Genomic DNA, 23332 nt, shown 5'->3' with positions numbered 1-23332 from the left:
TATGCCGCCGGCAACGACGTCACTTGGAAAAAGCGCTGCGCTGGCGTCTAGAATCAGGCGATGCCGTTGGACTCGCCCGAATGCCTGCAGCGCCCTTCCTGATCCTCGAAACCGGCGAGCCGGTGGCGACGATGCGGCGCTATGGGCGCTTCCCGCACTGGATCCGCGTCGCCGCCGGCCTGGCCGAGCGCGACACGGTGGTCGCCAATGTCGCTGGCGGCGCCGCATTGCCCGCGCGCGCCGGGTTCGCCGGGATCATCGTCACCGGCTCGGCCGCCTTCGTCACCGACCGCGCCGACTGGAGCGAGCGCTCGGCCGACTGGCTGCGCGAGGCCGCCCACGCCGGCACGCCGCTGTTGGGCATCTGCTACGGGCATCAGCTGCTGGCGCATGCGCTGGGCGGGGAGGTCGCGTACAACCCGGCCGGGCGCGAATCGGGCACCGTGCACATCGACCTGCATCCGCCGGCGTTCGACGATCCGCTGTTCGCCGGCCTGCCCGAACGCTTCCCGGCGCACGCCACGCACCTGCAGACGGTGCTGCGCGCGCCGGCCGGCGCCACCGTGCTGGCGCGCTCGGCCCAGGACCAGTGCCACGCCTTCCGCTGGGGCGAGGCGGCCTGGGGCGTGCAGTTCCACCCGGAATTCGCCACCCACCACATGCGCGGCTACGTGCACGCCCGCGCCGAGTGTCTACGCAGCGCTGGCCGCTGCGCCCGTACCATCGCCCGCGAGGTCAGCGCCGCGCCGCTGGCGCGCAAGCTGCTGCGGCGCTTCGTTCAGCACGCGCGCGGCCAGCAAACCGCCGGCGGCCAGGCAAAACCGCGATAATCTGTACAGGCGCCGCGCTGTACGGCGTTCCCCCACTTCGGATTGGCAATGATCGAGATTCGCAAGCTGCCGGCCTCGGCCGGCGCGGAATGGCTGTTGAGCGGAATTGCGCTGCTGCGCCGGGCGCCGCTGGCGCTGGGCCTGCTGGGCGTGATCTGGGGCCTGGCGGCGCTGTTGGCGCTGCTGATGGGCGCGCTGAACCCGACCCTGGGCATGCTGGCGCAATTGCTGCTGGGCCTGGCCGGACCGCTGCTGTTCGGCGGCTTGGTGTGGGCGGTGCGCGAAGTGGATCAGGGCCGCGTCGCGCAGCCGGCGCACTTGCTGCAGGGGTTGCACGACGGCCGTGCGCCGCGCCTGCTGGTGGCGCTGCTGCCGCAGGTGCTGGTCGGCCTGGCGCTGGGCGCGCTGGCGCTGGTGGTGGTCGGCCAGAGCGGCTGGGAGCAGCTGGGCACGGTGATGAACAAGCTCAACGAACTCGGCCAGTCCAGCGCCCAGCCGGATCCGGCGCAGGTCGAGCAGCTGGTGGCCACGCTGCCGGCGATGCGCATCCTGCTGTGGCTGCTGCTGGTGTTCGTCGGCTTCGTGGCGGTGACGCTGACCCTGTTCGTGCTCGCCCCGCAGGTGATGTTCGACGGCCGCGGCGGCCTGGCGGCGATGCGCAACAGCCTGCGCGCCTGCCTGCACAACCTGCCGGCGATGCTGGTGTTCTTCATCCTCGCCTTCATCGCGATGTTCGCGCTGTATTTCGCCCTGGTGCTGGTGATCCTGCTGGTGCAGGCGCTGGCCGGGCCGACCATCGCCGCCCTGGTCGCGCAATTGCTGCTGATGGCGCTGGCGATGCCGGCGCTGGCCGGCGCGGTCTACGCGGCCTGGAAGCAGATGTTCGTGCACAGCGGCGACGCCGCGCCGGCGGTGCCGCCGCCGCCTTCTAATGTGTTTGCGGCTTAAGGGCCGGGATTTGGGAGTCGGGATTGGGGATTCGTAAAAGCGGGAGCTGACGGTTTTCCGGTCGTCCGCTTTTGCAGAGCTCTGGCCTTGCCAGGTCGTCGCATCTGTAGGAGAGGCTTCAGCCCCGACGCTTTCGGCTTCGTGGATTGCCGCGATTGACGAAGCCTGAGGTTCCTGGAGCCGCGCTACGTGGCGAAGGCGCGGCCGCCACGGCCTTCGCGAATCCCCAATCCCTAATCCCGAATCTCTGCTTCAGACGGCTTCTTGGTTACCGCACTAGCCGCAATGATGCCGATCTCGTACAGCAGGCACATCGGGATCGCCAGCATCAGCTGCGAGACCACGTCCGGCGGGGTCAGCACCGCGGCCAGCACGAAGATGCCGACTACCGCGTAGCCGCGGCCTTCGCGCAACTGCTGGGGAGTGACCCAGCCCAGCAACGCCAGGATCACCAGCGCCACCGGCAGCTCGAAACTGGCGCCGAAGGCGAAGAAGATCGCCAGCACGAAATCCAGGTAGGCGCCGGCGTCGGGAGTGAGCTGGATGATGTCCGGCTTGAACGTGGTCAGGAAGTGGAACACCGCCGGCAGCACCAGGAAATAGGCGAAGGCGCATCCCACGTAGAACAGCAGCACCGCCGAGGCCAGCAGCGGCAGCGCCAGGCGCTTCTCGCGCTGGTACAGGCCCGGGGCGACGAACGCCCAGGCCTGGTACAGCAGCCACGGCACGGCGATGAACACGCCCACGAAGAAGGTCAGCTTGAGCGGGGCGAACACAGCGCCGGCCGGGTGGGTGGCGATCACGCTCTGCCCGATCGGCAGCTGCGCCAGCATCGGCGCGGCCAGCCAGGTGTAGATGGGCTTGGAGAAGGGCAGCAGCGCCAGCACCACCACGCCCAGGCCGAGCAGCGCGCGCACCAGGCGCGCGCGCAGTTCGACCAGATGCTCGATCAGGCTGCTTTCGGCTTCCGGATTCATCGCGGCGCCTCAGGATCGCCATTGGGCGGTGCGGCGCCAGGCGCTGGCGGTGCGGGGGCCGGGTCGTGCGCGGCGGGTGACGTCGTGTCGGCGGGTACGTGCGTATGTGCCGCCGGTGCCGCCGCTGCCGCTGGCGGGGTGGCCGGCGCTGCGGCGGCAGGAGCGGAAGCGCCCTGCGGCGGCAACGATTCCGGCGCTGGCACCGCCGCCGTCGCCGGCGATTCGATGGCGGCAGGCGCCGCAGGCGCGGTCTCGGCGAGCGGTTCCGGTCCGGTCGGGTCGATCTCGCGGCGCAGCGCGTCGGTCTCGCGCTGCAATTGCTGCCCGCTGTCGCGCAACTGCGTTTCGGCCTGGCGCAGCGAGGCCTGCACGTCCTGCAGGCTGCGCTTGAGTTCCTCGGCTTCCAGTTCGCGCTCCAGTTCCTGCTTCACCGAGTCCCACTGCGCGCGCGCGCGGCGCACCCACAGGCCGGCGAAGCGCGCTGCCTTGGGCAGGCGTTCCGGGCCGAGCACCACCAACGCCACCACTGCGATCAGCAGCAGTTCGCTGAATCCGATATCGAACACGCCGACAGCGTCCTATTCAGCGCGCGTCGCGGTCGCGTTCGGCCTGGGTCTCGCGGGACTGCTCGCTGCTGCGCGACTCGTCGCCGAGCTGGCCGGCGGGTTTGTCCTCGTCGCGCATGCCTTTCTTGAATTCCTTGACCGCACTGCCCAGATCCTTGGCGCCGCTGGTCAGCCGCTTGGTGCCGAACACCAGCAGCACGATCACCAGCACGACAAGCCAGTGCCAGATGCTAAAACCGCCCATGATCCGCTCGCAGAGAAGTCGTAAGGAATAAAGAGGATAACGCACCGCGCCGCGGTGCGTTCAGTGCTGCACGCCGTACCGCGGATTCTAGCGGTTGCCGTCCAGCGATTCGGTGCGGATCTCGCCTTCGGACACCGGCTGGAAGCCGCCCTGTGGCGGCGGCGTCTGCGGCGGAGCCTGCAACGGTGCGGTGCTGGCGCCGTCGGCGGGTTCGGCGACCGGCGGCGGTGCGGCCTGCGCCGACGATTGCGGCCGCGGCGGCGGCGCCGTGGCGGTGCGGCCGGCGCTGTCGGTGCCGCGGTTCTGCCGCGCGGCGTAGGTGGCCTCCTCGAGCTTGTCGCGGAATGCGACCACGTCGTTGGACGGCAGGCCGGTGGTGCGGCCTTCGAAGATCATGCGCGGGGTGGTGTTGCTGCCGTACACGTTGAGGTCGGCGGCATCGTCGATCTGCAGCGCCGCGCCGTCCAGCGCCACGCCGGCGAACAGGCCGCGCGCACGCGACCACGACCAGATCTCGGCCTTGAGCTGGCCATCGGTGGCGGCCGACGCGTTGCGCCCCACCGGGCCGGCGGCCACGCCGGCATCGGCGCCGAGGGTGAACTTGCCGTTGACGATGTTGTCCAGGCTGCGGTCGTTGCGGAACACCAGCACCACGTCGGAGGACTGCACGCCGACCTGGAAACCGATGCTGCCGCCGGTGAGCTTGACGAACACCGGGTTGGACCAGGTGCCGTCGGGGCGCTTGACCGACATCAGGCCATGGCCGCGGCGGCCGCCAATGACCAGGCCGGCCTTGAGCGTGTCCGGGATCACCACGATCGCGCGGCCCTCGTCGAGCAGCTTGTCGGGGATGGATTGCTCCGGGATCTCCTGGATGTCGCTCAGCACGCGCAGCGCGTTGCGGGCGCGCTCGTCTTCTTCCGGGCCGGCCACGGCGTGGCCGACGAACAGCGTGGTACTCAACAACAGGGCGAGGCGCGGCAGGCGGGGCATGGCGGGCTTCCGAAATAGGTCCGCAGCAAGATACTGCAAGTCCTTGAACTTAGTCACAGCGCAATGAATCGGCAATGAGTGCGCGCGGCGTTGCGCGGGCGCATCGATCGTTGCGATAGACACGATCGCGACGCGCGCGGCGGGCGCCTCTGCCACAATGCGTGCATGAGCGACGCACCCGAGACCGCCGTGCTGGTGGTGAATCTAGGCACGCCCGAGGCGCCGACCGCGCCTGCGGTCGCCCGTTACCTGGCCGAATTCCTCGGCGACAAACGCGTGGTCGCCATCCCCAAGCTGTTCTGGTGGCCGCTGCTGAACTGGGTGATCCTGCCGCGGCGCTCGCCGCGTTCGGCGGAGAAGTACGCGCTGGTGTGGCTGCCGGAAGGCTCGCCGCTGGCGGTGTACACCCGGCGCCTGACCGAGGGCATGCAGCGCGAACTGCCCGGGCACCGCGTGGCCTGGGCGATGCGCTACGGCACCCCGGCACTGGCGCCAGCGCTGGACGCGCTGCGCGACGGCGGCGTGCGCCGGATCGTGGTGTTGCCGCTGTACCCGCAGTATTCGACCACCACCACCGCCTCGATCGAGGACGTGGTACAGGCCTGGCAGGCGCGCAATCCGCAGCTGCCGGTGACCCTGATCGAGGACTATCCGACCGACCCGGCCTGGGTCGAGGCGGTGGCCGACAGCGTGCGCGCGCATTGGGCGCAGCACGGCCGCGGCGAGACCCTGTTCTTCTCCTTCCATGGCCTGCCGCAGCGCGTGGCCAACAACGGCGACCCGTACCCGCAGCGCTGCGAGGCCAGCGCGCAGGCGATCGCCGCGGCGCTGGGCCTGGGCGCCAACGAATGGCAGCTCGGCTACCAGTCGCGCTTCGGCGCCGAGCGATGGCTGCAGCCGTATGCGGAGCCGAGCCTGTGGCAGCTGGCCGAGCAGGGCACCAAGCGGGTCGACGTGATCTGCCCGGGCTTCGCCACCGACTGCCTGGAAACGCTGGAAGAAGTGGCGATGGGCTTCGTCGAGACCTGCGCTGCGCGCGGCATGCAGGTGCGCTACATCCCCTGCCTCAACGACGCCCCGGCGCACGCGCGCGCGCTGGCGCAGCTGGCCGCCCGCGCCGCATGACGCTGCGCACCTTCGCCTGCCCGTCGCGGGTGGGCACGCTGGCCGGTCTGCGCAGCGGCGATCCGCACGGCCCCAAGGTGCTGGCGGTGCATGGCTGGCTGGACAACGCCGCCAGCTTCGTGCCGCTGAGCGCGCAGCTGCCGCAACTGGACCTGGTGATGCTGGACCTGCCCGGCCACGGCCACAGCGAACCGTTGCCGGCCGGCGCCGACTATCTGCTGACCGGCGCGCTGCATCCGCTGCTGGACGCGGCCGACGCGCTGGGCTGGGAACGCTTCGCGGTGATCGGCCATTCGATGGGTGCGGCGATCGCCAGCACCCTGGCCGCGGCGGCGCCGCAGCGCATCGAGAAGCTGGTCGCGATCGAAATGCTCGGCGGCCTGGCCGAGACCGTGGAGGGTACGCTGGAACGCCTGCGCGACAGCGTCGCCGCGACCCGCCGCGCCAACGCCAGCGCCTCGCCGCTGCGCGTGTTCCCCGACCTGGCCGCGCCGGTGCGCGCGCGGATGTTGGCCAACCAGCTCAGCGAGCCGGCGGCGCGGCTGCTGGTGGAACGCGGGGTCGAGGCGGTGGAGGGCGGCTACGTGTGGCGCAGCGACCGGCGCCTGACCCTGCCTACCGCGGTGCGGCTGAGCGAGGCGCAGGTGCAGGCGCTGCTGGCCGGCATCGAGTGCCCGGCACGGGTGATCTACGCCGACCCGGCGCAGCCGTATTTCCCCGAGCCGTTGCGCAACGAACGTGCAGCGCGGTTGCGCCATGGCCGCGTGCACGTGCTGCCCGGCACCCATCACCTGCACATGGAGCAGCCGGCTGCGGTGGCGGCGCTGTTGCACGACTTCTTCTGAGCCGCCGGCCGGCGCCGTTGCGCCGCCCTGCCAGCGCGGCATCGTGCGACCCCCGCAGTGGGACGCTGCGCCGCTCGCCTCACCCGAACCGATGCCGTCGCACCGCCAGCACACGCCTGTAGACGTCAACGCGTGCACGAACGGCGCCAGCGCCTGCTCAAGTTCCCGGCATCGCCGCCGATAAACGCCTGGGACGCGCGGCGCGCCGCGGTTGCGATCCACCCGGCGTCACAGTTCGTCATGTTGTCGTAGGTCGGTCGCGTTTCGGTAAAGCTTGCTGGCCAGGGTACGCGTGGGCAATTGCGCCCGAACCTTCCCCGCCCCGATGATCCGTCTCCTTCGCCGTTATCCCGTCGGTCCCCGACTGACCTTCGCCTTCGCGGCCCTGCTGCTGCTCTGCGGCGCACTGATCGTCGCCAGCTTGGCCTCCATGGCCATGGCGCGTCACCAGTTGGACGACATCAGCCTGGACAAGATGGAGAAGATCCGCCTGTCCGATGCCATGGTCACCGCCCAGGCGCGGCTGGAAATCGGCCTGCTCAACGATGTGATCCTGACCAACCCCGACGAGAAGCGCGAGATCGTGCGCGCGATCGACCAGGCCGCGCGCGACTACGCGCAGGTGCGCCGCAAGCTGTTCGCGATGCGCCTGGATCCGGCCGACCGCACCGGCGCGCAGCGCCGCGCCGCGATCGACCAGGCCTATGTCCAGGTGCAGCCGTTCCAGGCCCAGGTGCTGGCGCTGGCCGCCGACAACCAGAACCTGGACGCGCAGACCCTGCACCTGTACACGCTGCAGCCGCTGCTGGCGAACTGGCAGCAGGCGATCCAGCGCAATGCCACGCACCTGCGCTCGCTCAGCGACCAGGCGTATACCGATGCGGTGACGACGATGGACCGCGCGCGCTGGATGCTGCTGATCGGCGGCGGCCTGCTGCTGGCGGTCAGCACCTGGCTGGGTTGGTGCATCACCCAGAGCCTGGTGCGGCCGCTGCGCGAAGGCACGCGGATCGCCGCGGCGATCGCCGCCGGCCGGCTCGACGCGCCGCTGCCGGTGCACGGCAACGACGAGGCCGCCGAGCTGCTGCGCAGCATGCAGACCATGCAGGCGCAGCTGCGCGCAGTGCTCGCCGAGCAACGGCAGATGGCGCAGCGCCACGCCGCCGGCGCGGTCGCGCACCGCAGCGACGCGGCAGGGTTCCCGGGCGAATACGGGCAACTGCTGCACGATGCCAATGCGCTGGTCGACCTGCACGTGGGCACGGTGCAGTCCACGGTCGCGTTGATGCAGCGCTACGCCATCGGCGACCTCAGCGAGGACATGCCGCGCCTGCCCGGCGAGCAGGCGGCGATCTCCGACACCATGGACGCGATCAAGGCCAATCTCGGCGCGCTCAACCGCGACATCTGGCACCTGGCGGCGGCCGCGGCGGCCGGCGATTTCAGCGCGCGCGGCGACGTCGGCCGCCACCAGCACGATTTCCGCACCATGCTGGAAAGCCTGAACCAGCTGATGGCCACCGTGGACGGCAACCTCGGCGCGCTGTCGACGCTGCTGCGCGCGATCGCCTGCGGCGACCTGGGCGTGCGCATGCACGGCGAATTCCATGGCGTGTTCGCGGGCATGCGCGACGACGCCAACGCCACCGCCGACCAGTTGGCGGGGATCGTGGCCGGCATCCAGCAGGCGGCGGCGGCGATCGACAGCGAGGCTGGCGCCATCGCCGGCGGGCATCAGGACCTGTCGCGCCGCAGCGCCGAGCAGGCCGGCGCGCTGGAGCGCACCGCGGCGTCGGCGGCGCAACTGACCGAGACGGTCAAACAGAACGCCGCGCACGCGGACCAGGCCAACCAGTTGGCGACCGTCGCGGCGTCGGTCGCGCGCCAGGGCGGCGCGGCGATCGACGAAGCGGTGGCGGCGATGGAGGGCGTGCAGGGGTCGTCGCGCAAGATCGGCGAGATCATCGCGGTGATCGACAGCATCGCGTTCCAGACCAACATCCTGGCCCTGAACGCGGCGGTGGAAGCGGCGCGCGCCGGCGAGCAGGGGCGCGGCTTCGCCGTCGTCGCCAGCGAGGTGCGTGCGCTGGCGCAGCGCTCGGCCGGGGCGGCGAAAGAGATCAAGACGCTGATCGAAGCATCCCTGTCCCAGGTCGCGGTGGCCTCGGCGCAGGTCCACGGCGCCGGCCAGACCATGGGCCGGGTGCTGGCCTCGGTGCGCGAGGTCAACGACGTCGTGGCCGGGATCGCGGTGGCCTCGCAGGCGCAGTCGGCCGGCATCGAGCAGGTCGGCCAGGCGATGGCGCAGATGGACCGCAGCACGCAGCAGAACCTGGCGCTGGTGGAGCAGGCCACCGCGGCCTCGCATGCGCTGGAACAGCAGGCCGGCACGCTGGCCGCGGCGGTGGCGGTGTTCCGGCTGCAGCCGGCGGTGCCGGAACGGCGGCCGGTGGCTGCTGCGCTGGCGTCAGTGCCTGCCGGGCTCGCCCTCGCCGTCGGCGGCTGAGCGGGTGGGCATAGCACGTGGGCGGGGGCCGTTGCAGGGGCGCTCCCGCTCGCGTGGCGCCAGCGGATCGGCCTTACCTGGGCCGGCGGCTGAATGCGGCGCCTACACAACGCTTGTGAAGCTTGTGTGTAGAAAAAATTTCGCTTAAGTTCCCGCCACGCCTGCCGACAAAACAGGCATAGACGCGATACGTCTTGCGTACGCGGCCCGATCCCGGCGTCCTGACATGCCGGCGTAGTGCCGCTCGGACCGTATCGTTCGCTGGCGCCGGAGGTCGCGCCAGGTGTGAGGTAGGCGGGGAGAGGGGGCCTGCCGGGCGCTGCGCATGGAGTTCTTCTTCCGCAGCGCTGAGGCGAAATCCACCGTCCTTCCGTTTTCTCCGATCTGTCCATCGCCGGCGCTGTGCGCCTCGAGGCGCGCGCGCCCCTTCCCGAAGACCCCGCTGGATTCGCCCGGCGCGCCGCGACTGCGAGCCTTGTGGCCGTGTCGCACTACGCTGGCTGCCGGCCTGACAGGTCCAACATGCAGGGCCGCTCTCATGGGTCCAGGCGTAGCCGGCTTGCTGCCGTTGGGCACGCGGCCCACCGCGTGCCGGCAGGTCGTCGCCCGGGGCTACGCCATCGTCCGGGCTGAAACAGCCTCCATGCTTTCTTGCGTTCCTTGCCTCGTGCGCGCAACAGCGGCGCGCAACGTGCTAACTCAACAGCCGCCGCAGTTGCGCCTTCAGGCGCCGACCGTGCGCGTGGAAATAGTCGCGCTCGGCCCGCCAGGCCGGGAACCGCGCTTCCACCTCGCGCCAGAACGCCGGCGAGTGGTTGGCCTGCAGCAGATGGCATAGCTCGTGGACCAGCACGTACTCGAACGCCGAGGGCTGGCCCAGCACCAGCGCCAGATCCAGCGCCATCGAGCCATCCGGCGCCAGCGAACCCCATTGCGAGGACATCACCTTCAGCCGCACCCGCGCCGGTGCGCGCGGCAGCGAGGGCAGGTACTTGGGCAGCCAGCGGCCGACGTCGGCGCGCGCCTGCGCTTCGTAGAACTCGCGCAGCGCGCGCGCGATCGCGGCATCGCCGGCGCGCGCCGGCAGCTGCAGCTCCGCCCCGTCGCCATCGACCTGCAGCCGCGCGTAGCGGCCCTCGCTCCAGCGCAGCGGCAGGCGTTCGCCGCGCAGCGGCAGCCAGCCGGGCACGCCGCGCTGCAGGCCGGGCTCGTCGTCTTCGTCCTGGTAACGCGCCAGCTGCTCGCCGAGCCAGTGCCGGTGCTCGAGCAGGAAGCGCTCGCCGGACACCAGGCTGGCGCGCAGCGGCAGGGTCAGGCGCGCGCCGCGCTCGTCCACGCTGAGCTTGATCCGCCGCGCGCGCGGGTCGCGCACGCGCAGCACCTCGATCTCGCGCTCGTCCAGCCGCAGGCGGACGAGGTCGCGTTCGACGGCCGCGGCGGGCGGCGCGATCAGGCGACGGAGGAAATCGGGCATGCGCACAGCATACCGCTCATGCGCACGCGCACGGTGACAGCGCGCACCGATCGCGCTGCATGCTTCAGCTGAATTTCCGGTCACAGTGGCCTGCGGATCGTTCGGCAGCGGATCCGGACAGCGCACGCCAAGGCCCCTGTAGGAGCGGCTTCAGCCGCGACGAGCGAAGTGAGGAAGCTGGCCGGCTTGGCAGCAGTCGGGACTGAAGTCCCTCCCACAGTGCACCCAGCCGGCACGCCGAAGTCCCTTCTGGGAGCGACTTCAGTCGCGACGAGCGCAGTCGGGAAGTTGTCCGGCTGCGGCAGCTGCCGGTCGGGGCTGAAGCCCCTCCTACAGTGCACCCAGCGAGCCCGCCGAGGTCCCTTGTGGGAGCGACTTCAGTCGCGACGAGCGAAGTTGGGAAGTTGCCCGGCTTCGGTAGCTGTTGGTCGGGGCTGAAGCCCCTCCTACAGTGCACCCGGCCCAGCAGGCGCGCGGCTTGTGTAGGAGCGGCTTCAGCCGCGACGAACGCAGCCCGGAAATGGGCCGGCTTCGGTGCCTGTCTGGGCCGATGGCGCAAGGCGCGATCGGCCCAGATGTTGCCGGCCTCGCTCAGGTCTCCGCCTTGCTCAGCTTCAACGCCTCTTCCAGCAACAGGAACAGGCGCCGCACTTCGGCGCTCATCAGCGCGAAGCGGGCGTCCAGTTCGGCGCGCACGCCGTCCTGGTCGGTGTTCTCCAACTGGTCCAGGGCGCCGTCGAGGAACTTCAGCTTGCGGATCACCAGGTCGTCGCCGAGCACGAAGGAGACGTGGTCGTCCAGGATCAGCGCCAGCTTGGTGACCTGCTTGCCGGCTTCCAGGTGCTTGTCGATCTCGTCGCAGCGCAGTTCCTGGTGCTGGCACTTGACCACCGCGCCGCCTTCGATCGGATCCTTCATCTCGCACTCCTCGCCCAGGCTCAGGCCTTCGGGCAGGGGTTCGCCGGCGATCCAGCCGGTCAGGATCGAGCGTGGCGCCACTTCCGCGTTCAGCGGCAGCGCCGGGAAGCTGCCCAGCGCGCCGCGGATCTCGGACATCACGTTCTCGCCGGTCTTGCGGCTGGAGGTGTCCACCGCGACGTAGCCGTGCTGCAGGTCGAGCATCGCGTCGGTGCGCGAGGACTTGACGAAGGCGCGCGGCAGCAATTCGTGGATCAGGTCGTCCTTGAGCCGCTTGCGCGCCTTGCCGCCGGGCCGGCGGCCTTCCTTTTCCTCGATCTCGGCGACCTTGCGCTCGAGCAGGTCGTTGACCACCGAGCCGGGCAGGATCTTGTCCTCGCCGCCGACGGTCAGCCACAGGAACTCGGCGATGCGGTGCGACAGCACTTCGCGCTCGTCGCGGCCGAACGGGGAGATGAAGCCGCGCGAGCTCATTTCCAGCGGGCCGACCGGCTTGAGCTGCACTTCCGGCAGGAGTTTGTCGATCTCGGAGAAGTCGAGGGTGGTGGGGAAGCGGAACAGGGTCAGGTTGCGAAAGAACATCGAGCATCCAGCAGAAGGAAACGGAACGGCCCGGCGCCGTGCGCAGGGTGGGCGGCGGGCATTGTCGCATCGCTCCCGCCCGGATACCGCAACGCGCGGTTCAGCGGCGCGCGCGCCGGCGGCGGCGGCCTCAGGTGTCGTCGTCGTCGAGCGACCAGGCTGCCGTGGCCGGCGCGGCATCGGCAGCGCCGAGCGTACGGAAATCGAACAGCGCCGGGTCGGCCAGCTGCGACGGCTGCACGTTGCCCATGGCGCGCGCGATCTGCTCGATGCGGCCCGGATGCTCGCGGTCCCACTGCTGCAGCATCAGCCCGACCTGGCGCCGCTGCAGGTTCTCCTGGCTGCCGCACAGCGTGCACGGGATCAGCGGGAAGCCGCGCGCCTGCGCGTACTCGGCGATGTCGGCCTCGCGCACGTAGGCCAGCGGCCGGATCACCACGTGGCGGCCATCGTCGCTGCGCAGCTTCGGCGCCATCGCCGCGAGTCTGGCGTGGAAGAACAGGTTCATGAAGAAGGTGGCGACGAGGTCGTCGCGGTGGTGGCCCAGCGCGATCTTGCTGATGCCGTTTTCGGCGGCATAGCGGTACAGCGCGCCGCGGCGCAGCCGCGAGCACAGCGAGCACATGGTCTTGCCTTCGGGCACCACGCGGCTGACCACCGAATAGGTGTCCTGTTCGATCACATGCCAGGCCACGCCGAGCGCGTGCAGGTAGTCGGGCAGCACCTGCGCGGGAAAGCCGGGCTGCTTCTGGTCCAGGTTCACCGCCACCAGTTCGAACGGCACCGGCGCCTTGCGCTGCAGCTGCAGCAGGATGTCCAGCAGGGTGTAGCTGTCCTTGCCGCCGGACAGGCACACCATGACCTTGTCGCCGGCCTCGATCATGCCGAAATCGGCGATCGCCTGGCCGACCTGCCGGCACAGGCGCTTGCCCAGCGCCGATGGCGTGCGCCGGTCGCGCGGGGCGGGATCGGCGAGGGGTGCGGCAGGGGCAGGGGCGCGGAGGTCATCGGCGCGCATTGTAGTCGGCGCACTGCACAGCGCGTTGCGCGGGACGCATGCGTTACCCGCGCGAGATCGCGACGTGGCGCACGTTGCGGCCGGCGCGTCGCACTGTGGTGGCGCGCACGCTGCGCGCGCCGATGGCGCAGCGCAGCAAGCGTTTCGCCGATGGGCTGGGTAAAGTCCGCCTGTCCCCCGGCTTGCGAACCGCATCTGATGGCCCCCTCGGCTTCCCTCCGCAGTGAAGCTTTTTTTAGCGCGGTTTCTGGTAGCGCTACCATAACGCCGCGTATGGCGCGGCGTGCCAAGCATGCAAGCTACCGGATGCGGCGCCTCAGCGTCGCCCGCGACTGCGCCTGCTGCACCCGCGCGACCAGTGCGCGGGCCGGCCGCGGCGATCGGGCCACGCGCATGTCCGTGTCGGCGCTGCTCCATTCCTGCATGCCTGGGTCCCTCCCGCTGCCTTCCGCTGCTGCCGCGGCCGAACTCCCGTCTTCTCGTTCCTCCCACTCGACAGGATTCCACCTCCCATGAGCAACTCCGTCTACATCGGCGCCAAGGAATACTTCCCGGGCATCGGCCGCATCGCGTTCGAAGGCAAGGCCTCGGACAATCCGCTCGCCTTCAAGGTCTACGACGCGACCAAGCGCATCGGCGACAAGACCATGGCCGAGCACCTGCGCTTCGCGGTGGCGTACTGGCACAGCTTCTGCGGCAACGGTGCCGATCCGTTCGGCCCGGGCACGCGCGCCTATCCGTGGGACGCCGGCAGCGACGCGCTGGGCCGCGCCGAGGCCAAGGCCGATGCGGCATTCGAGTTCTTCACCAAGCTCGGCGTGCCGTACTACTGCTTCCACGATATCGACCTGGCGCCGGACGCCGACGAGGTCGGCCAGTACGAGAAGAACCTCACGCACATGGTCGGCATCGCCAAGCAGCGCCAGGCCGACACCGGCATCAAGCTGCTGTGGGGCACCGCCAACCTGTTCTCGCACCCGCGCTACATGAACGGCGCCTCGACCAACCCGGACTTCAACGTGGTCGCGCGCGCGGCGGTGCAGGTCAAAGCCGCGCTCGATGCCACGGTGGAGCTGGGCGGCGAGAACTACGTGTTCTGGGGCGGCCGCGAAGGCTATGCCAGCCTGCACAACACGCAGATGAAGCGCGAGCAGGACAACATGGCGCGGTTCCTGACCATCGCTCGCGACTACGGCCGCAGCATCGGCTTCAAAGGCAATTTCCTGATCGAGCCCAAGCCGATGGAGCCGATGAAGCACCAGTACGACTTCGACAGCGCCACGGTGATCGGCTTCCTGCGCCAGCACGGCCTGGACAAGGACTTCAAGCTCAACATCGAGGCCAACCACGCCACGCTGTCGGGCCACAGCTTCGAGCACGACCTGCAGGTGGCGTCCGATGCAGGCTTGCTCGGCAGCATCGATGCCAACCGCGGCAATCCGCAGAACGGCTGGGACACCGACCAGTTCCCGACCGACCTGTATGACACGGTGGGCGCGATGCTGGTGGTGCTGCGCCAGGGCGGGCTGGCGCCGGGCGGCTTGAACTTTGACGCCAAGGTGCGGCGCGAGTCGTCCGATCCGCAGGACCTGTTCCTGGCCCACATCGGCGGCATGGACGCGTTCGCGCGCGGGCTGGAAGTGGCCCATGCACTGCTGACGTCCTCGCCGCTGGAGCAATGGCGCGCCGAGCGTTACAGCAGCTTCGACAGCGGCGCCGGTGCGGCGTTCGCCAACGGTTCCAGCACGCTGGCCGACCTGGCCAAGCACGCCGCAAGCGCGGGCGCGCCGAAGCAGGTCAGCGGCCGCCAGGAAGCCTACGAGAACCTGATCAACCAGTACCTGATCCGCTGATGCGGAACCTGCCGCCCGCCGCCGCGTCAGCGCCGTTCGCTGCGCGCGGCGGCCGGTGCGGCCACCGAATCGCGCTTGACCAGCTGATGAGCGAGCACATGATCGATCTTCGTCCGAGCCGTGCGTTCCTTGCTGCGGATGCTGCGCAACAGGATGTCGATCGCCGCATCGGCCATGGCCGCGATCGGCTGGCGGATGGTGGTCAGTTCCGGCCACACTGTGGTCGCCGCGGAGGTGTCGTCGAAGCCGACCACCGACAGATCGCGCGGCACATCCAGGCCGCGCCGGTGCGCGACCGAGATCGCCGCGGCGGCCATGTCGTCGTTGCTGGCGATGATGGCGCTGGGCCGATGGCGGCGCGACAGCAGCTTCTCGGCGGCATCCAGGCCGGAGCGATAGGTGTAGTCGCCCGGCTGCAGCAGGTGCCGGTCCAGGCGCAGCCCGGCCTCGGCCAGCGCCGCCTGGAAGCCTTCGAAGCGGCGCGCGCTGGCCGACAGGTTGGAGCGGCCGGCGATGTAGCCGATGCGGGTGTGGCCCTGCGCGATCAGGTAGGCGGTGATGTCCTTGCTGGCGTTGAACTCGTCGATGCGCACGCAGGCGACCTGATCGCTGAAACGGTCGGAGGCGATCGCCACCACCGGCACCTTGGCGCGCACCAGCTCGCGGATCGCCGCATCCGATTCGCACAGCGGCGGCGGCAGGATCACCCCGGCCACGCCGCTCTTGGCCAGCTTGCGCGCGGCTTTGCGTTCGGCCTCGGCGCCGAGGTCGTCCCAGTAGTCCATCACCACCTGGATCGAGGTGCGCGAGGCCGCGCGCAGCACCCCGACCAGCAGCTCGCCCAGGTAGGCGCCGCTGGGGTTGCTGTAGATCAGCGCGACCCGCGTGCTCTGCGCGGCGGCCAGCGCGCTGGCTGCCAGGTTCGGCGTGTAGCCGAGCGTGTCGACCGCGCGCATGACCTGCTCGCGGGTGCTGTCGCGCACATTGCCCTGGCCGTTGATCACCCGCGACACGGTCATCGGCGAGACCTTGGCCAGTGCGGCCACCTCGTCGATGGTCACGGCGAGGCTCTTGCGGCGAACCGATTTCCTGACCTTCTCCAAGATGCGCCTCTTCGTTGGCTTGCGGGCGTGGATCGCGACCGGGGACGTGCTGCGCAAGCCGCGTGTGCGGCGGCGCCGCGACACGGTGTGGATCCCGACACGAGTGACGCCTGCATGGTACCGGGAAGCCGGGTGGGCGGCGACCGCAAGCGTGCGTCGGCACCGTGCCAGCGGGGGCGCGCATGAGCGGCCACCCGCGGTTGCGTGCGCAGCAGCGTCGGCGCCCGTTGCGCGCCGGCTGGTTGCGCAGCGCCTGCCTGTGGCTGGCGCTTTTGTTGCCGATCGCCGTGGCCCAGGCCGAGGACGGCTACGACCTATGGTTGCGCTACCAGCCGCTGGCCGAGGCGCAGGCCGCGCCGTGGCGTGCGGCCGCCACGCAGCTGGTGGCGGACGGCCAGACGCCGATGCAACTAGCCGCGCGCGACGAACTGCGCCGCGGCCTGGGCGGCCTGCTCGGCGCCGAGCCGCCACTGGCGACAAGCGCGGACCGCGCCGGCGCGATCGTGCTCGGCACCCCGGCCACGCCGGCGATCGCGCGGCTGCGGCTTGACACGCGCGGCTTGGGCGAAGAGGGCTACCTGATCCGCAGCGTGGTGGTCGACGGCCGCCCGCTCACCGCCATCGTCGGCGGTGGCGAACGCGGCGCACTGTATGCGGCATTCCGCTTCCTGCGTCTGCTGCAGACCGGGCAGGCGCCGGCGCCGCTGGCGTTGCGCGATGCGCCGCGGGTGAAGCTGCGCGTGCTCGATCACTGGGACAACCTGGACGGCGTGATCGAACGCGGTTACGCCGGCGCCTCGCTCTGGGACTGGCAGAAGCTGCCCGGCTACGTGGACCCGCGCTATACCGATTACGCGCGCGCCAACGCCTCGATCGGTATCAACGGCGCGGTGCTGAACAACGTCAATGCCAAGGCGGTGAGCCTGACCGCGGCCTACCTGGACAAGACCGCGGCGCTGGCCGCGGCGCTGCGCCCGTACGGCATCCGCGTGTACCTGAGCGCCCGCTTCAGCGCGCCGATCGAGATCGGCGGACTGCGCAGCGCCGATCCGCTGGACCCGGCGGTGCGGCGCTGGTGGCAGGACAAGGCGGACGAGATCTACGCGCGCATTCCCGATTTCGGCGGCTTCCTGGTCAAGGCCAACTCCGAAGGCCAGCCCGGCCCGCAGGACTACGGACGCAGCCACGCCGACGGTGCCAACATGCTTGCCGATGCGCTGGCGCCGCATGGCGGGGTGGTGATGTGGCGCGCTTTCGTCTATTCGCACGAGCAGCCGGACGACCGCGCCAAGCAGGCCTACAGCGAGTTCGTGCCGCTGGACGGGAAATTCCGCGACAACGTGGTGGTGCAGGTCAAGAACGGCGCCATCGACTTCCAGCCGCGCGAGCCGTTCCATCCGCTGTTCGGGGCGATGCCGAAGACGCCGCTGATGCTGGAGTTCCAGATCACCAAGGAATACCTGGGTTTCGCCACCCACCTGGTCTACCTGGGCACGCTGTACCAGGAAACCCTGCAAGCGGACACGCGGCGCGGCAAGCGCGCGACGGTGGCACGGGTGGTGGAGGGCGCCGTGGATGGGCACGCGCTCAGCGGCATCGCCGGGGTCGCCAACATCGGCGCGGACCGCAACTGGTGCGGCTCGATCTTCGACCAGGCCAACTGGTACGCGTTCGGGCGGCTGGCCTGGGATCCGCAGGGCGATGCGCAGGCCATCGCCGAGGACTGGGTGCGGATGACCTTCGGCAACGATCCGGCGCTGGTCGCGCCGGTGGTCGGCATGATGATGGCCTCGCATGAAGCCGCAGTCGATTACATGACCCCGCTCGGCCTGCATCACCTGATGGGCCGCGGCCACCATTACGGCCCGGCGCCGTGGGATGCGGGCAGCGCGCGGCCGGACTGGGATCCGGTGTACTACCACCGCGCCGACCGCAACGGCATCGGCTTCGACCGCAGCGTGACCGGCAGCAACGCGGTGGCGCAGTACGCGCCGCCGCTGGCGCGCCGCTTCGGCGACGTGCGCACGGTGCCGGAAGAATATCTTCTGTGGTTCCACCACGTGCCGTGGGACCATCGCATGGCCTCGGGCCAGCCGCTGTGGAATGCGCTGCTCGGCCGCTACGACCACGGCGTGGCCGAGGTGGTGCGGATGCGCGCGACCTGGGCCGGGCTGGCGCCGTACGTGGATGCGCAGCGCTACCGCCAGGTCGCCGATTTCCTGGCGATCCAACAGCGCGAGGCGCAGTGGTGGCGCGATGCCAGCATTGCGTATTGGCAAGAGGTGTCCGGACGCGCGCTGCCGCCGGGTACCGCGGCGCCGCCGCATCCGCTGGCGTATTACCAATCGCTGTCGTTTCCGTACGCACCGGGAAATCCGAAATGACGCCGCACCGCTCCGCTGTCCACATCGCGCGCCGCCTGCTGTTGGCGGTGCTGTGCGTGCCTGCGTTCGCGCATGCCGACGACGCACCGTTGTTGAATGCGCTGTTTCAGGACCACGCGGTACTGCAGCGCGATGCGCCGATCCGCGTCTGGGGGCAGGCCGCGGCCGGCGAGACGGTGACCGTGCAGCTGGCGCAGCAGCGCATGCAGGCGCGCGCCGACCGCCAGGGCCGTTGGCAGGCGCAGCTGGCGCCGCTGCCGGCCGGCGGGCCGTACGTCCTGCAGGCCAGCACCGCGCACGGCCGCGTGCAGCGCGCCGACGACGTACTGCTCGGCGACGTGTGGCTGTGCTCGGGCCAGTCGAACATGGAACTGCCGGTGCAACGCACGCTGGATACGCGCAGCGAGATCGCCGATGCGCAGCAGCCGGCGATCCGCATGTTCAAGGTGCCGGCGCAGTCCAGCCCGACCCCGCAGGCGCAGTTCGGCGCCGCCGCCGCCTGGCAGCCGACCACGCCGGAGACGGTCGGTGCGTTCTCCGCGGCCTGCTATTACTTCGCCCGCGAACTGCGCAAGACCGTGGACGTGCCGATGGGGCTGATCAACGCCTCCTGGGGTGGTTCGCAGATGCAGGCGTGGATCGGCGATGCGGCCTTGCGCAAGGTGGACGGCAACGCGCCGGCGCTGGACGTGCTGGCGCGCTACGCCAAAGATCCGCAGCAGGCGGCGCCGCGCTGGGGCCAGCTGTGGGAGACGTGGTGGCGCGCGCACGGCACTGGTGCGCCGTGGCAGCCGGACGATGCCAGTGAAGACTGGCGCGCCGCACCGGCGGCGCTGGGCGCCTGGGACGACTGGGGCGTGCCGCAGCTGGTCAATTTCAACGGCATGGTCTGGTACCGCAGCACGGTCACGCTGAGCGCAGAGCAGGCGAAACAGCAGGCGACGCTGGCGCTGGGGCCGGTGGACGAACTCGACCAGACCTGGGTCAATGGCCAGGCGGTGGGCAGCAGCTACGGCGCCGACCAGCCGCGCAGCTATCGCCTGCCGCGCGGCACGTTGCACGCGGGCAAGAACACCGTGGTGGTCAACGTGTACAACAGCTATCGCCGCGGCGGCCTGCTCGGCGGGCCGTACGCGCAGCAGCTGCAACTGGGCGACGGCAGCCGGGTGGCACTGGCCGGATGGCAATACCGCATCGTGCCGCCGCAACTGGGCACGCCGCCGCGCGCGCCATGGTCCTCGGCCGCGGGCCTGACCACGCTGTACAACGGCATGATCGCGCCGCTGGGCCGGGTCGGCCTGCGCGGCGTGCTGTGGTACCAAGGCGAATCCAATACCGGCGATGCCGCCGGCTATCCGGCATTGCTCGACGCCTGGCAGCGCGACTGGCGGCAGCGCTTCGGCCCGCAGTTGCCGCTGCTGCTGGTGCAACTGGCCAACTACGGCGCGCCGCCCACCCAGCCCGGCGACAGCGGTTGGGCGCAGCTGCGCGAGGCGCAACGGCGCTTCGTCGGCACCGACCCGCACGCCGGCCTGGCGGTGGCGATCGACATCGGCGACCGCTACGACATTCATCCGGCCAACAAGCAGGAACTCGGCCGCCGCCTGGCGCGCGCGGCGCGGCACGTGGTCTACGGCGAAACACTGGCGCCGTCCGGGCCGGTGCCGCATGCGCTGCGTCGCGATGGCGCGGCGCTGGTCGTCGATTTCGACGATGTCGATGGCGCATTGCAGACCTACAGCGCCGCCGCACCGATCGGTTTCGAACTGTGCGGCGCGGCATCCGGCAGTTGCCGCTACGCGCAGGCCGAACTGCAGGGCCACAGCGTGCGCCTGCCGGTTCCCGCCGGCACCGCGCCCACCCGCGTTCGCTATTGCTGGGCCGACAGCCCGGTGTGCACCTTGTTCGACCGCGCCAGGCTGCCGGCCAGTCCGTTCGAACTTTCCCTCCCGTCCGCGGCCCGTGCGGCCGCGGCTTCTTCCCCGTGAGCGACCCGCGATGACCCAGACTTCCGATAGCGCTTCTTCCGCCCAAGGCTCGGCCCGCGATCGCGAGATCGTCGAGGCGCGGGTCATCGTCACCTGCCCGGGGCGCAATTTCGTCACCCTCAAGATCGTCACCCGTTCCGGCGTGTACGGCCTGGGCGACGCCACCCTCAACGGCCGCGAACTGGCGGTGGCGTCATACCTGCAGGACCACGTGGTGCCGAACCTGATCGGTCGCGACGCCGGTCGCATCGAGGACATCTGGCAGTTCTTCTACCGCGGCGCGTACTGGCGGCGCGGGCCGGTCACGATGACCGCGATCGCCGCGGTGGACGTGGCGCTGTGGGACATCCTCGGCAAGATGGCCGGCATGCCGCTGTACCAGTTGCTGGGCGGGCGCTCGCGCGAAGGCGCGCTGGTCTACGGCCATGCCAACGGCCGCGACATCGCCGAGACCAGCGAGGAAGTCGCCCGTTTCCGCGAACTCGGCTTCATCGCCATCCGCGCGCAGTGCGGCGTGCCCGGGATCAAGAAGACCTACGGCATTTCCAGCGGCGGCAAGCCCTACGAACCGGCCGAGAGCGAACTGCCGACCGAGACCGTGTGGTCCACGCCGCGCTATCTCAGCGTGGTGCCGAAGCTGTTCGAACAACTGCGCGCGGACCATGGCGACGAGATCGAACTGCTGCACGACGCGCATCACCGCTTGACCCCGATCGAGGCGGCGCGGCTGGCGCGCGACCTGGAACCGTACCGGCTGTTCTGGCTGGAAGACGCCACCCCCGCGGAAAACCAGCGCGCGTTCGAGACCATCCGCCAGCACTCGGTGACGCCGCTGGCGGTGGGCGAGGTATTCAATTCGATCTGGGACTGCAAGCACCTGATCGAACAGCAGCTGATCGACTACATCCGCACCACCATCGTGCATGCCGGCGGCATCACCCATGTGCGCCGGCTGGCTGACTTCGCCGCGCTGCACCAGGTGCGTACCGGCTTCCATGGCGCCACGGATCTTTCGCCGGTGTGCATGGGCGCGGCGCTGCACTTCGATACCTGGGTACCGAACTTCGGCATCCAGGAATACATGTTCCATTCCGACGAAGCCAACGCGGTGTTCCCGCACGACTACACCTTCCATGCCGGCCGCCTGCATTGCGGCGAGACGCCCGGGCATGGCGTGGATATCGACGAGGCGCTGGCCGCACGTTATCCGTACGCGCCCAAGCAGCTGCCGGTGGCGCGGCTGGAAGACGGCGCGATGTGGGACTGGTGAGGCGCATGCGCTGGGGACGCGCACTGGTGTTGGCGCTGCTGTGTGTCGTGGCGATGCAGACGGCATCGGCGCAACGCGGGCGGGCCGCCAACATCGCCGAATTCGACTGGTTCGAATACCGCGGCGACGATGCGGTGTTCGCCACGCCGCTGCCGCCCGGCCACTACCGCAACCCGGTGCTGGCCGGCTTCTATCCCGACCCCAGCGTTGTCCGGGCTGGCGACCGCTATTACCTGGTCAATTCCACCTTCGCCTATTTCCCGGCGATTCCGGTATTCGAGAGCCGCGACCTGGTGCACTGGCGGCAGGTCGGCAATGTGGTCGAGCGCGCCGAGCAACTGGACTACGACGGCCTGCGCGTGTCGCGCGGCATGTTCGCCGCCAGCATCGCGCACCATGACGGCCGCTTCTACGTGGTCGGCACCGCGGTGGACAGCGGTGGCAACTTCATCGCCACGGCGGACGATCCGGCTGGGCCGTGGTCGGCGCTGCACTGGCTGCCGGACATCGACGGCATCGACCCGTCGCTGTTCTTCGACGACGACGGCACCGCCTACCTGCTCAACAACGGCCCGCCCGACGGCGCGCCGCTGTACGAAGGCCATCGCGCGATCTGGATGCAGCGCTTCGACCTGGCGCGGATGCAGCCGGTCGGCCCGCGCAAGGTGCTGGTCAACGGCGGCACCGATCTGGCCAGCAAGCCGATCTGGATCGAAGGCCCGCACCTGTACAAGCGCGACGGCTGGTACGTGCTGTCCTGCGCCGAAGGCGGCACCGGCCCGCAGCATTCGCAGGTGGCGCTGCGCAGCCGCACGCCGTGGGGGCCGTACGTGCCGGCGCCGCACAATCCGATCCTGACCCAGCACGACCTGCCCGCCGAACGCGCCAACCCGATCACCAACGCCGGCCATGCCGACCTGGTCGAAGGCCCGGATGGGAAGTGGTGGGCGCTGTTCCTGGCCAGCCGCCCGTACGCGCAGGACCGCTACAACACCGGCCGCGAGACCTTCCTGCTGCCGGTCACCTGGCACGACGGCTGGCCGTCGATCCTGCCCGCCGGGCAGCCGATTCCCTACGTCGCGCCCGGCCCGGCCGGACTGCGCGCCGATGCCGATGCCGCACCATTGAGCGGCAACTTCACCTGGCGCGACGGCTTCGACGCGCCGCAGCGCGATCGCCGCTGGCTAATGTTGCGCACGCCCAAGCGCGAATGGCTCGACCTGCGCGCCCGTCCGGGCTGGCTGACGCTGCAACCCGATACGCAAGGCCTGGACGGCAGCGGCAATCCGGCATTCCTGGGCTACCGGCAGCAGCACACCCGCTTCGACGCCAGCACCGCCGTGCAGATACCGGCGCAGCCGGGCCTGGTCGCCGGCCTGGCCGCATTCCAGAATGCCGATGCCTGGTACGTGCTCGGCGTGCGCCGCCGCGGCGCGCGCGCCGAAGTGTTCCTCGACAAGCGCGACGGCAAGCGCACCACCACCGTCGCGCGCAGTACGGTCGATGCCAAGGGCGTGCTGCGCCTGAAGATCGCCGGCGACGGCGGCCGCTATGGCTTCGCCTTCGCCGCCGATGGCCAGGACTGGCAGTGGCTGCGCCGCGACGACGATGCGGCGATGCTCAGCACGGCCGTGGCCGGCGGTTTCACCGGCACCACCCTCGGGCCGTACGCCCGCCGCGAACCGGATCGATCCAGCAAGGAGTAGGC

18 protein-coding genes are annotated in these 23332 nt (G+C 70.3%); 10 read left to right on the top strand and 8 right to left on the bottom strand.

The annotated features are described in order from the left end of the window. The first annotated feature begins 80 nt into the window (after positions 1–80). Together HEP73_RS22215 and HEP73_RS22210 are read left to right on the top strand one after the other, a co-directional pair. A complete protein-coding gene (locus HEP73_RS22215) occupies positions 81–830 on the top strand; it encodes a glutamine amidotransferase (RefSeq protein WP_185821607.1) in 750 nt (249 codons plus the stop codon). 48 nt (positions 831–878) lie between these two features. Continuing rightward, entirely contained in the window at positions 879–1778 is a 900-nt protein-coding gene (locus tag HEP73_RS22210) for a BPSS1780 family membrane protein (protein ID WP_185821606.1), read from the top strand. Positions 1779–2011: 233 nt separating this feature from the next. Here HEP73_RS22210 and tatC read toward each other — a convergent pair whose 3' ends face one another. The 4 genes from tatC to HEP73_RS22190 form a co-directional block, all read right to left on the bottom strand. Continuing rightward, entirely contained in the window at positions 2012–2755 is a 744-nt protein-coding gene (gene tatC / locus HEP73_RS22205; protein WP_185821605.1) for a twin-arginine translocase subunit TatC, read from the bottom strand. After that, positions 2752–3321 carry a Sec-independent protein translocase protein TatB gene (gene tatB, locus HEP73_RS22200; protein WP_185821604.1) on the bottom strand — a complete coding sequence of 190 codons (570 nt, stop codon included), beginning with the start codon at positions 3319–3321 and terminating at the stop codon, positions 2752–2754. Before tatB ends, tatC begins: the two co-directional genes overlap by 4 nt. A gap of 16 nt (positions 3322–3337) precedes the next feature. Next, on the bottom strand, positions 3338–3565 hold the full coding sequence (tatA, locus tag HEP73_RS22195; protein ID WP_179570189.1) for a Sec-independent protein translocase subunit TatA: 228 nt from the start codon (positions 3563–3565) through the stop codon (positions 3338–3340). A gap of 87 nt (positions 3566–3652) precedes the next feature. Next, positions 3653–4558, bottom strand: a complete 906-nt coding sequence (locus HEP73_RS22190) for a lipid-binding SYLF domain-containing protein (protein WP_185821603.1) — start codon at positions 4556–4558, stop codon at positions 3653–3655. Between the two features lie 165 nt (positions 4559–4723). Between HEP73_RS22190 and hemH the strand changes: the two genes are divergently transcribed. The 3 genes from hemH to HEP73_RS22175 all read left to right on the top strand — a co-directional run bounded on the left by hemH (position 4724) and on the right by HEP73_RS22175 (position 9034). Further along, the gene (gene hemH, locus HEP73_RS22185; RefSeq protein WP_185821602.1) at positions 4724–5683 is read left to right on the top strand and encodes a ferrochelatase; all 960 of its coding nucleotides are present in this window, start codon (positions 4724–4726) and stop codon (positions 5681–5683) included. Beyond that, positions 5680–6528 (top strand): alpha/beta fold hydrolase, encoded by an 849-nt coding sequence (locus tag HEP73_RS22180; RefSeq protein WP_185821601.1) that lies wholly within the window; start codon positions 5680–5682, stop codon positions 6526–6528. Before hemH ends, HEP73_RS22180 begins: the two co-directional genes overlap by 4 nt. Positions 6529–6853: 325 nt before the next feature. Further along, complete coding sequence (locus HEP73_RS22175) at positions 6854–9034, top strand: methyl-accepting chemotaxis protein (protein WP_185821600.1); 2181 nt, start codon at positions 6854–6856, stop codon at positions 9032–9034. 694 nt (positions 9035–9728) lie between these two features. On the opposite strand, the gene HEP73_RS22170 is transcribed toward HEP73_RS22175, so the two are convergent. From HEP73_RS22170 to ttcA, 3 genes are all read right to left on the bottom strand, one after another. Beyond that, positions 9729–10508: a YgjP family zinc-dependent metalloprotease gene (locus HEP73_RS22170; RefSeq protein ID WP_185821599.1), complete on the bottom strand. Its 780-nt coding sequence runs from the start codon at positions 10506–10508 to the stop codon at positions 9729–9731. 591 nt (positions 10509–11099) lie between these two features. After that, positions 11100–12008, bottom strand: a complete 909-nt coding sequence (locus HEP73_RS22165; RefSeq protein WP_185821598.1) for a recombination-associated protein RdgC — start codon at positions 12006–12008, stop codon at positions 11100–11102. Positions 12009–12138: 130 nt separating this feature from the next. Beyond that, on the bottom strand, positions 12139–13026 hold the full coding sequence (gene ttcA, locus HEP73_RS22160) for a tRNA 2-thiocytidine(32) synthetase TtcA (RefSeq protein ID WP_185821597.1): 888 nt from the start codon (positions 13024–13026) through the stop codon (positions 12139–12141). A gap of 512 nt (positions 13027–13538) precedes the next feature. On the opposite strand from ttcA, the gene xylA reads away from it, so the two are divergent. Next, entirely contained in the window at positions 13539–14879 is a 1341-nt protein-coding gene (gene xylA / locus HEP73_RS22155; protein WP_185821596.1) for a xylose isomerase, read from the top strand. 26 nt (positions 14880–14905) lie between these two features. Here the strand turns inward: xylA and HEP73_RS22150 are convergent, their stop codons facing one another. Then, a complete protein-coding gene (locus tag HEP73_RS22150) occupies positions 14906–15982 on the bottom strand; it encodes a LacI family DNA-binding transcriptional regulator (protein ID WP_185821595.1) in 1077 nt (358 codons plus the stop codon). A gap of 182 nt (positions 15983–16164) precedes the next feature. Between HEP73_RS22150 and HEP73_RS22145 the strand changes: the two genes are divergently transcribed. From HEP73_RS22145 to HEP73_RS22130, 4 genes are read left to right on the top strand one after another with little or no spacing between them, the layout of a single operon-like run. Then, positions 16165–18366 (top strand): alpha-glucuronidase family glycosyl hydrolase, encoded by a 2202-nt coding sequence (locus tag HEP73_RS22145; protein WP_255423608.1) that lies wholly within the window; start codon positions 16165–16167, stop codon positions 18364–18366. Further along, positions 18363–20354 (top strand): sialate O-acetylesterase, encoded by a 1992-nt coding sequence (locus HEP73_RS22140; RefSeq protein ID WP_185821594.1) that lies wholly within the window; start codon positions 18363–18365, stop codon positions 20352–20354. Before HEP73_RS22145 ends, HEP73_RS22140 begins: the two co-directional genes overlap by 4 nt. 10 nt (positions 20355–20364) lie before the next feature. Beyond that, complete coding sequence (gene manD, locus HEP73_RS22135; RefSeq protein WP_185821593.1) at positions 20365–21624, top strand: D-mannonate dehydratase ManD; 1260 nt, start codon at positions 20365–20367, stop codon at positions 21622–21624. Between the two features lie 53 nt (positions 21625–21677). Then, positions 21678–23330 carry a glycoside hydrolase family 43 protein gene (locus HEP73_RS22130; protein WP_185823552.1) on the top strand — a complete coding sequence of 551 codons (1653 nt, stop codon included), beginning with the start codon at positions 21678–21680 and terminating at the stop codon, positions 23328–23330. Positions 23331–23332: the final 2 nt, after the last annotated feature.

This window comes from Xanthomonas sp. GW, from assembly GCF_014236815.1.
Lineage (GTDB): Bacteria > Pseudomonadota > Gammaproteobacteria > Xanthomonadales > Xanthomonadaceae > Xanthomonas_A.
The sequence above is the reverse complement of the archived record's forward strand: the minus strand, read 5'-3'. Positions and strand labels throughout refer to the sequence as shown.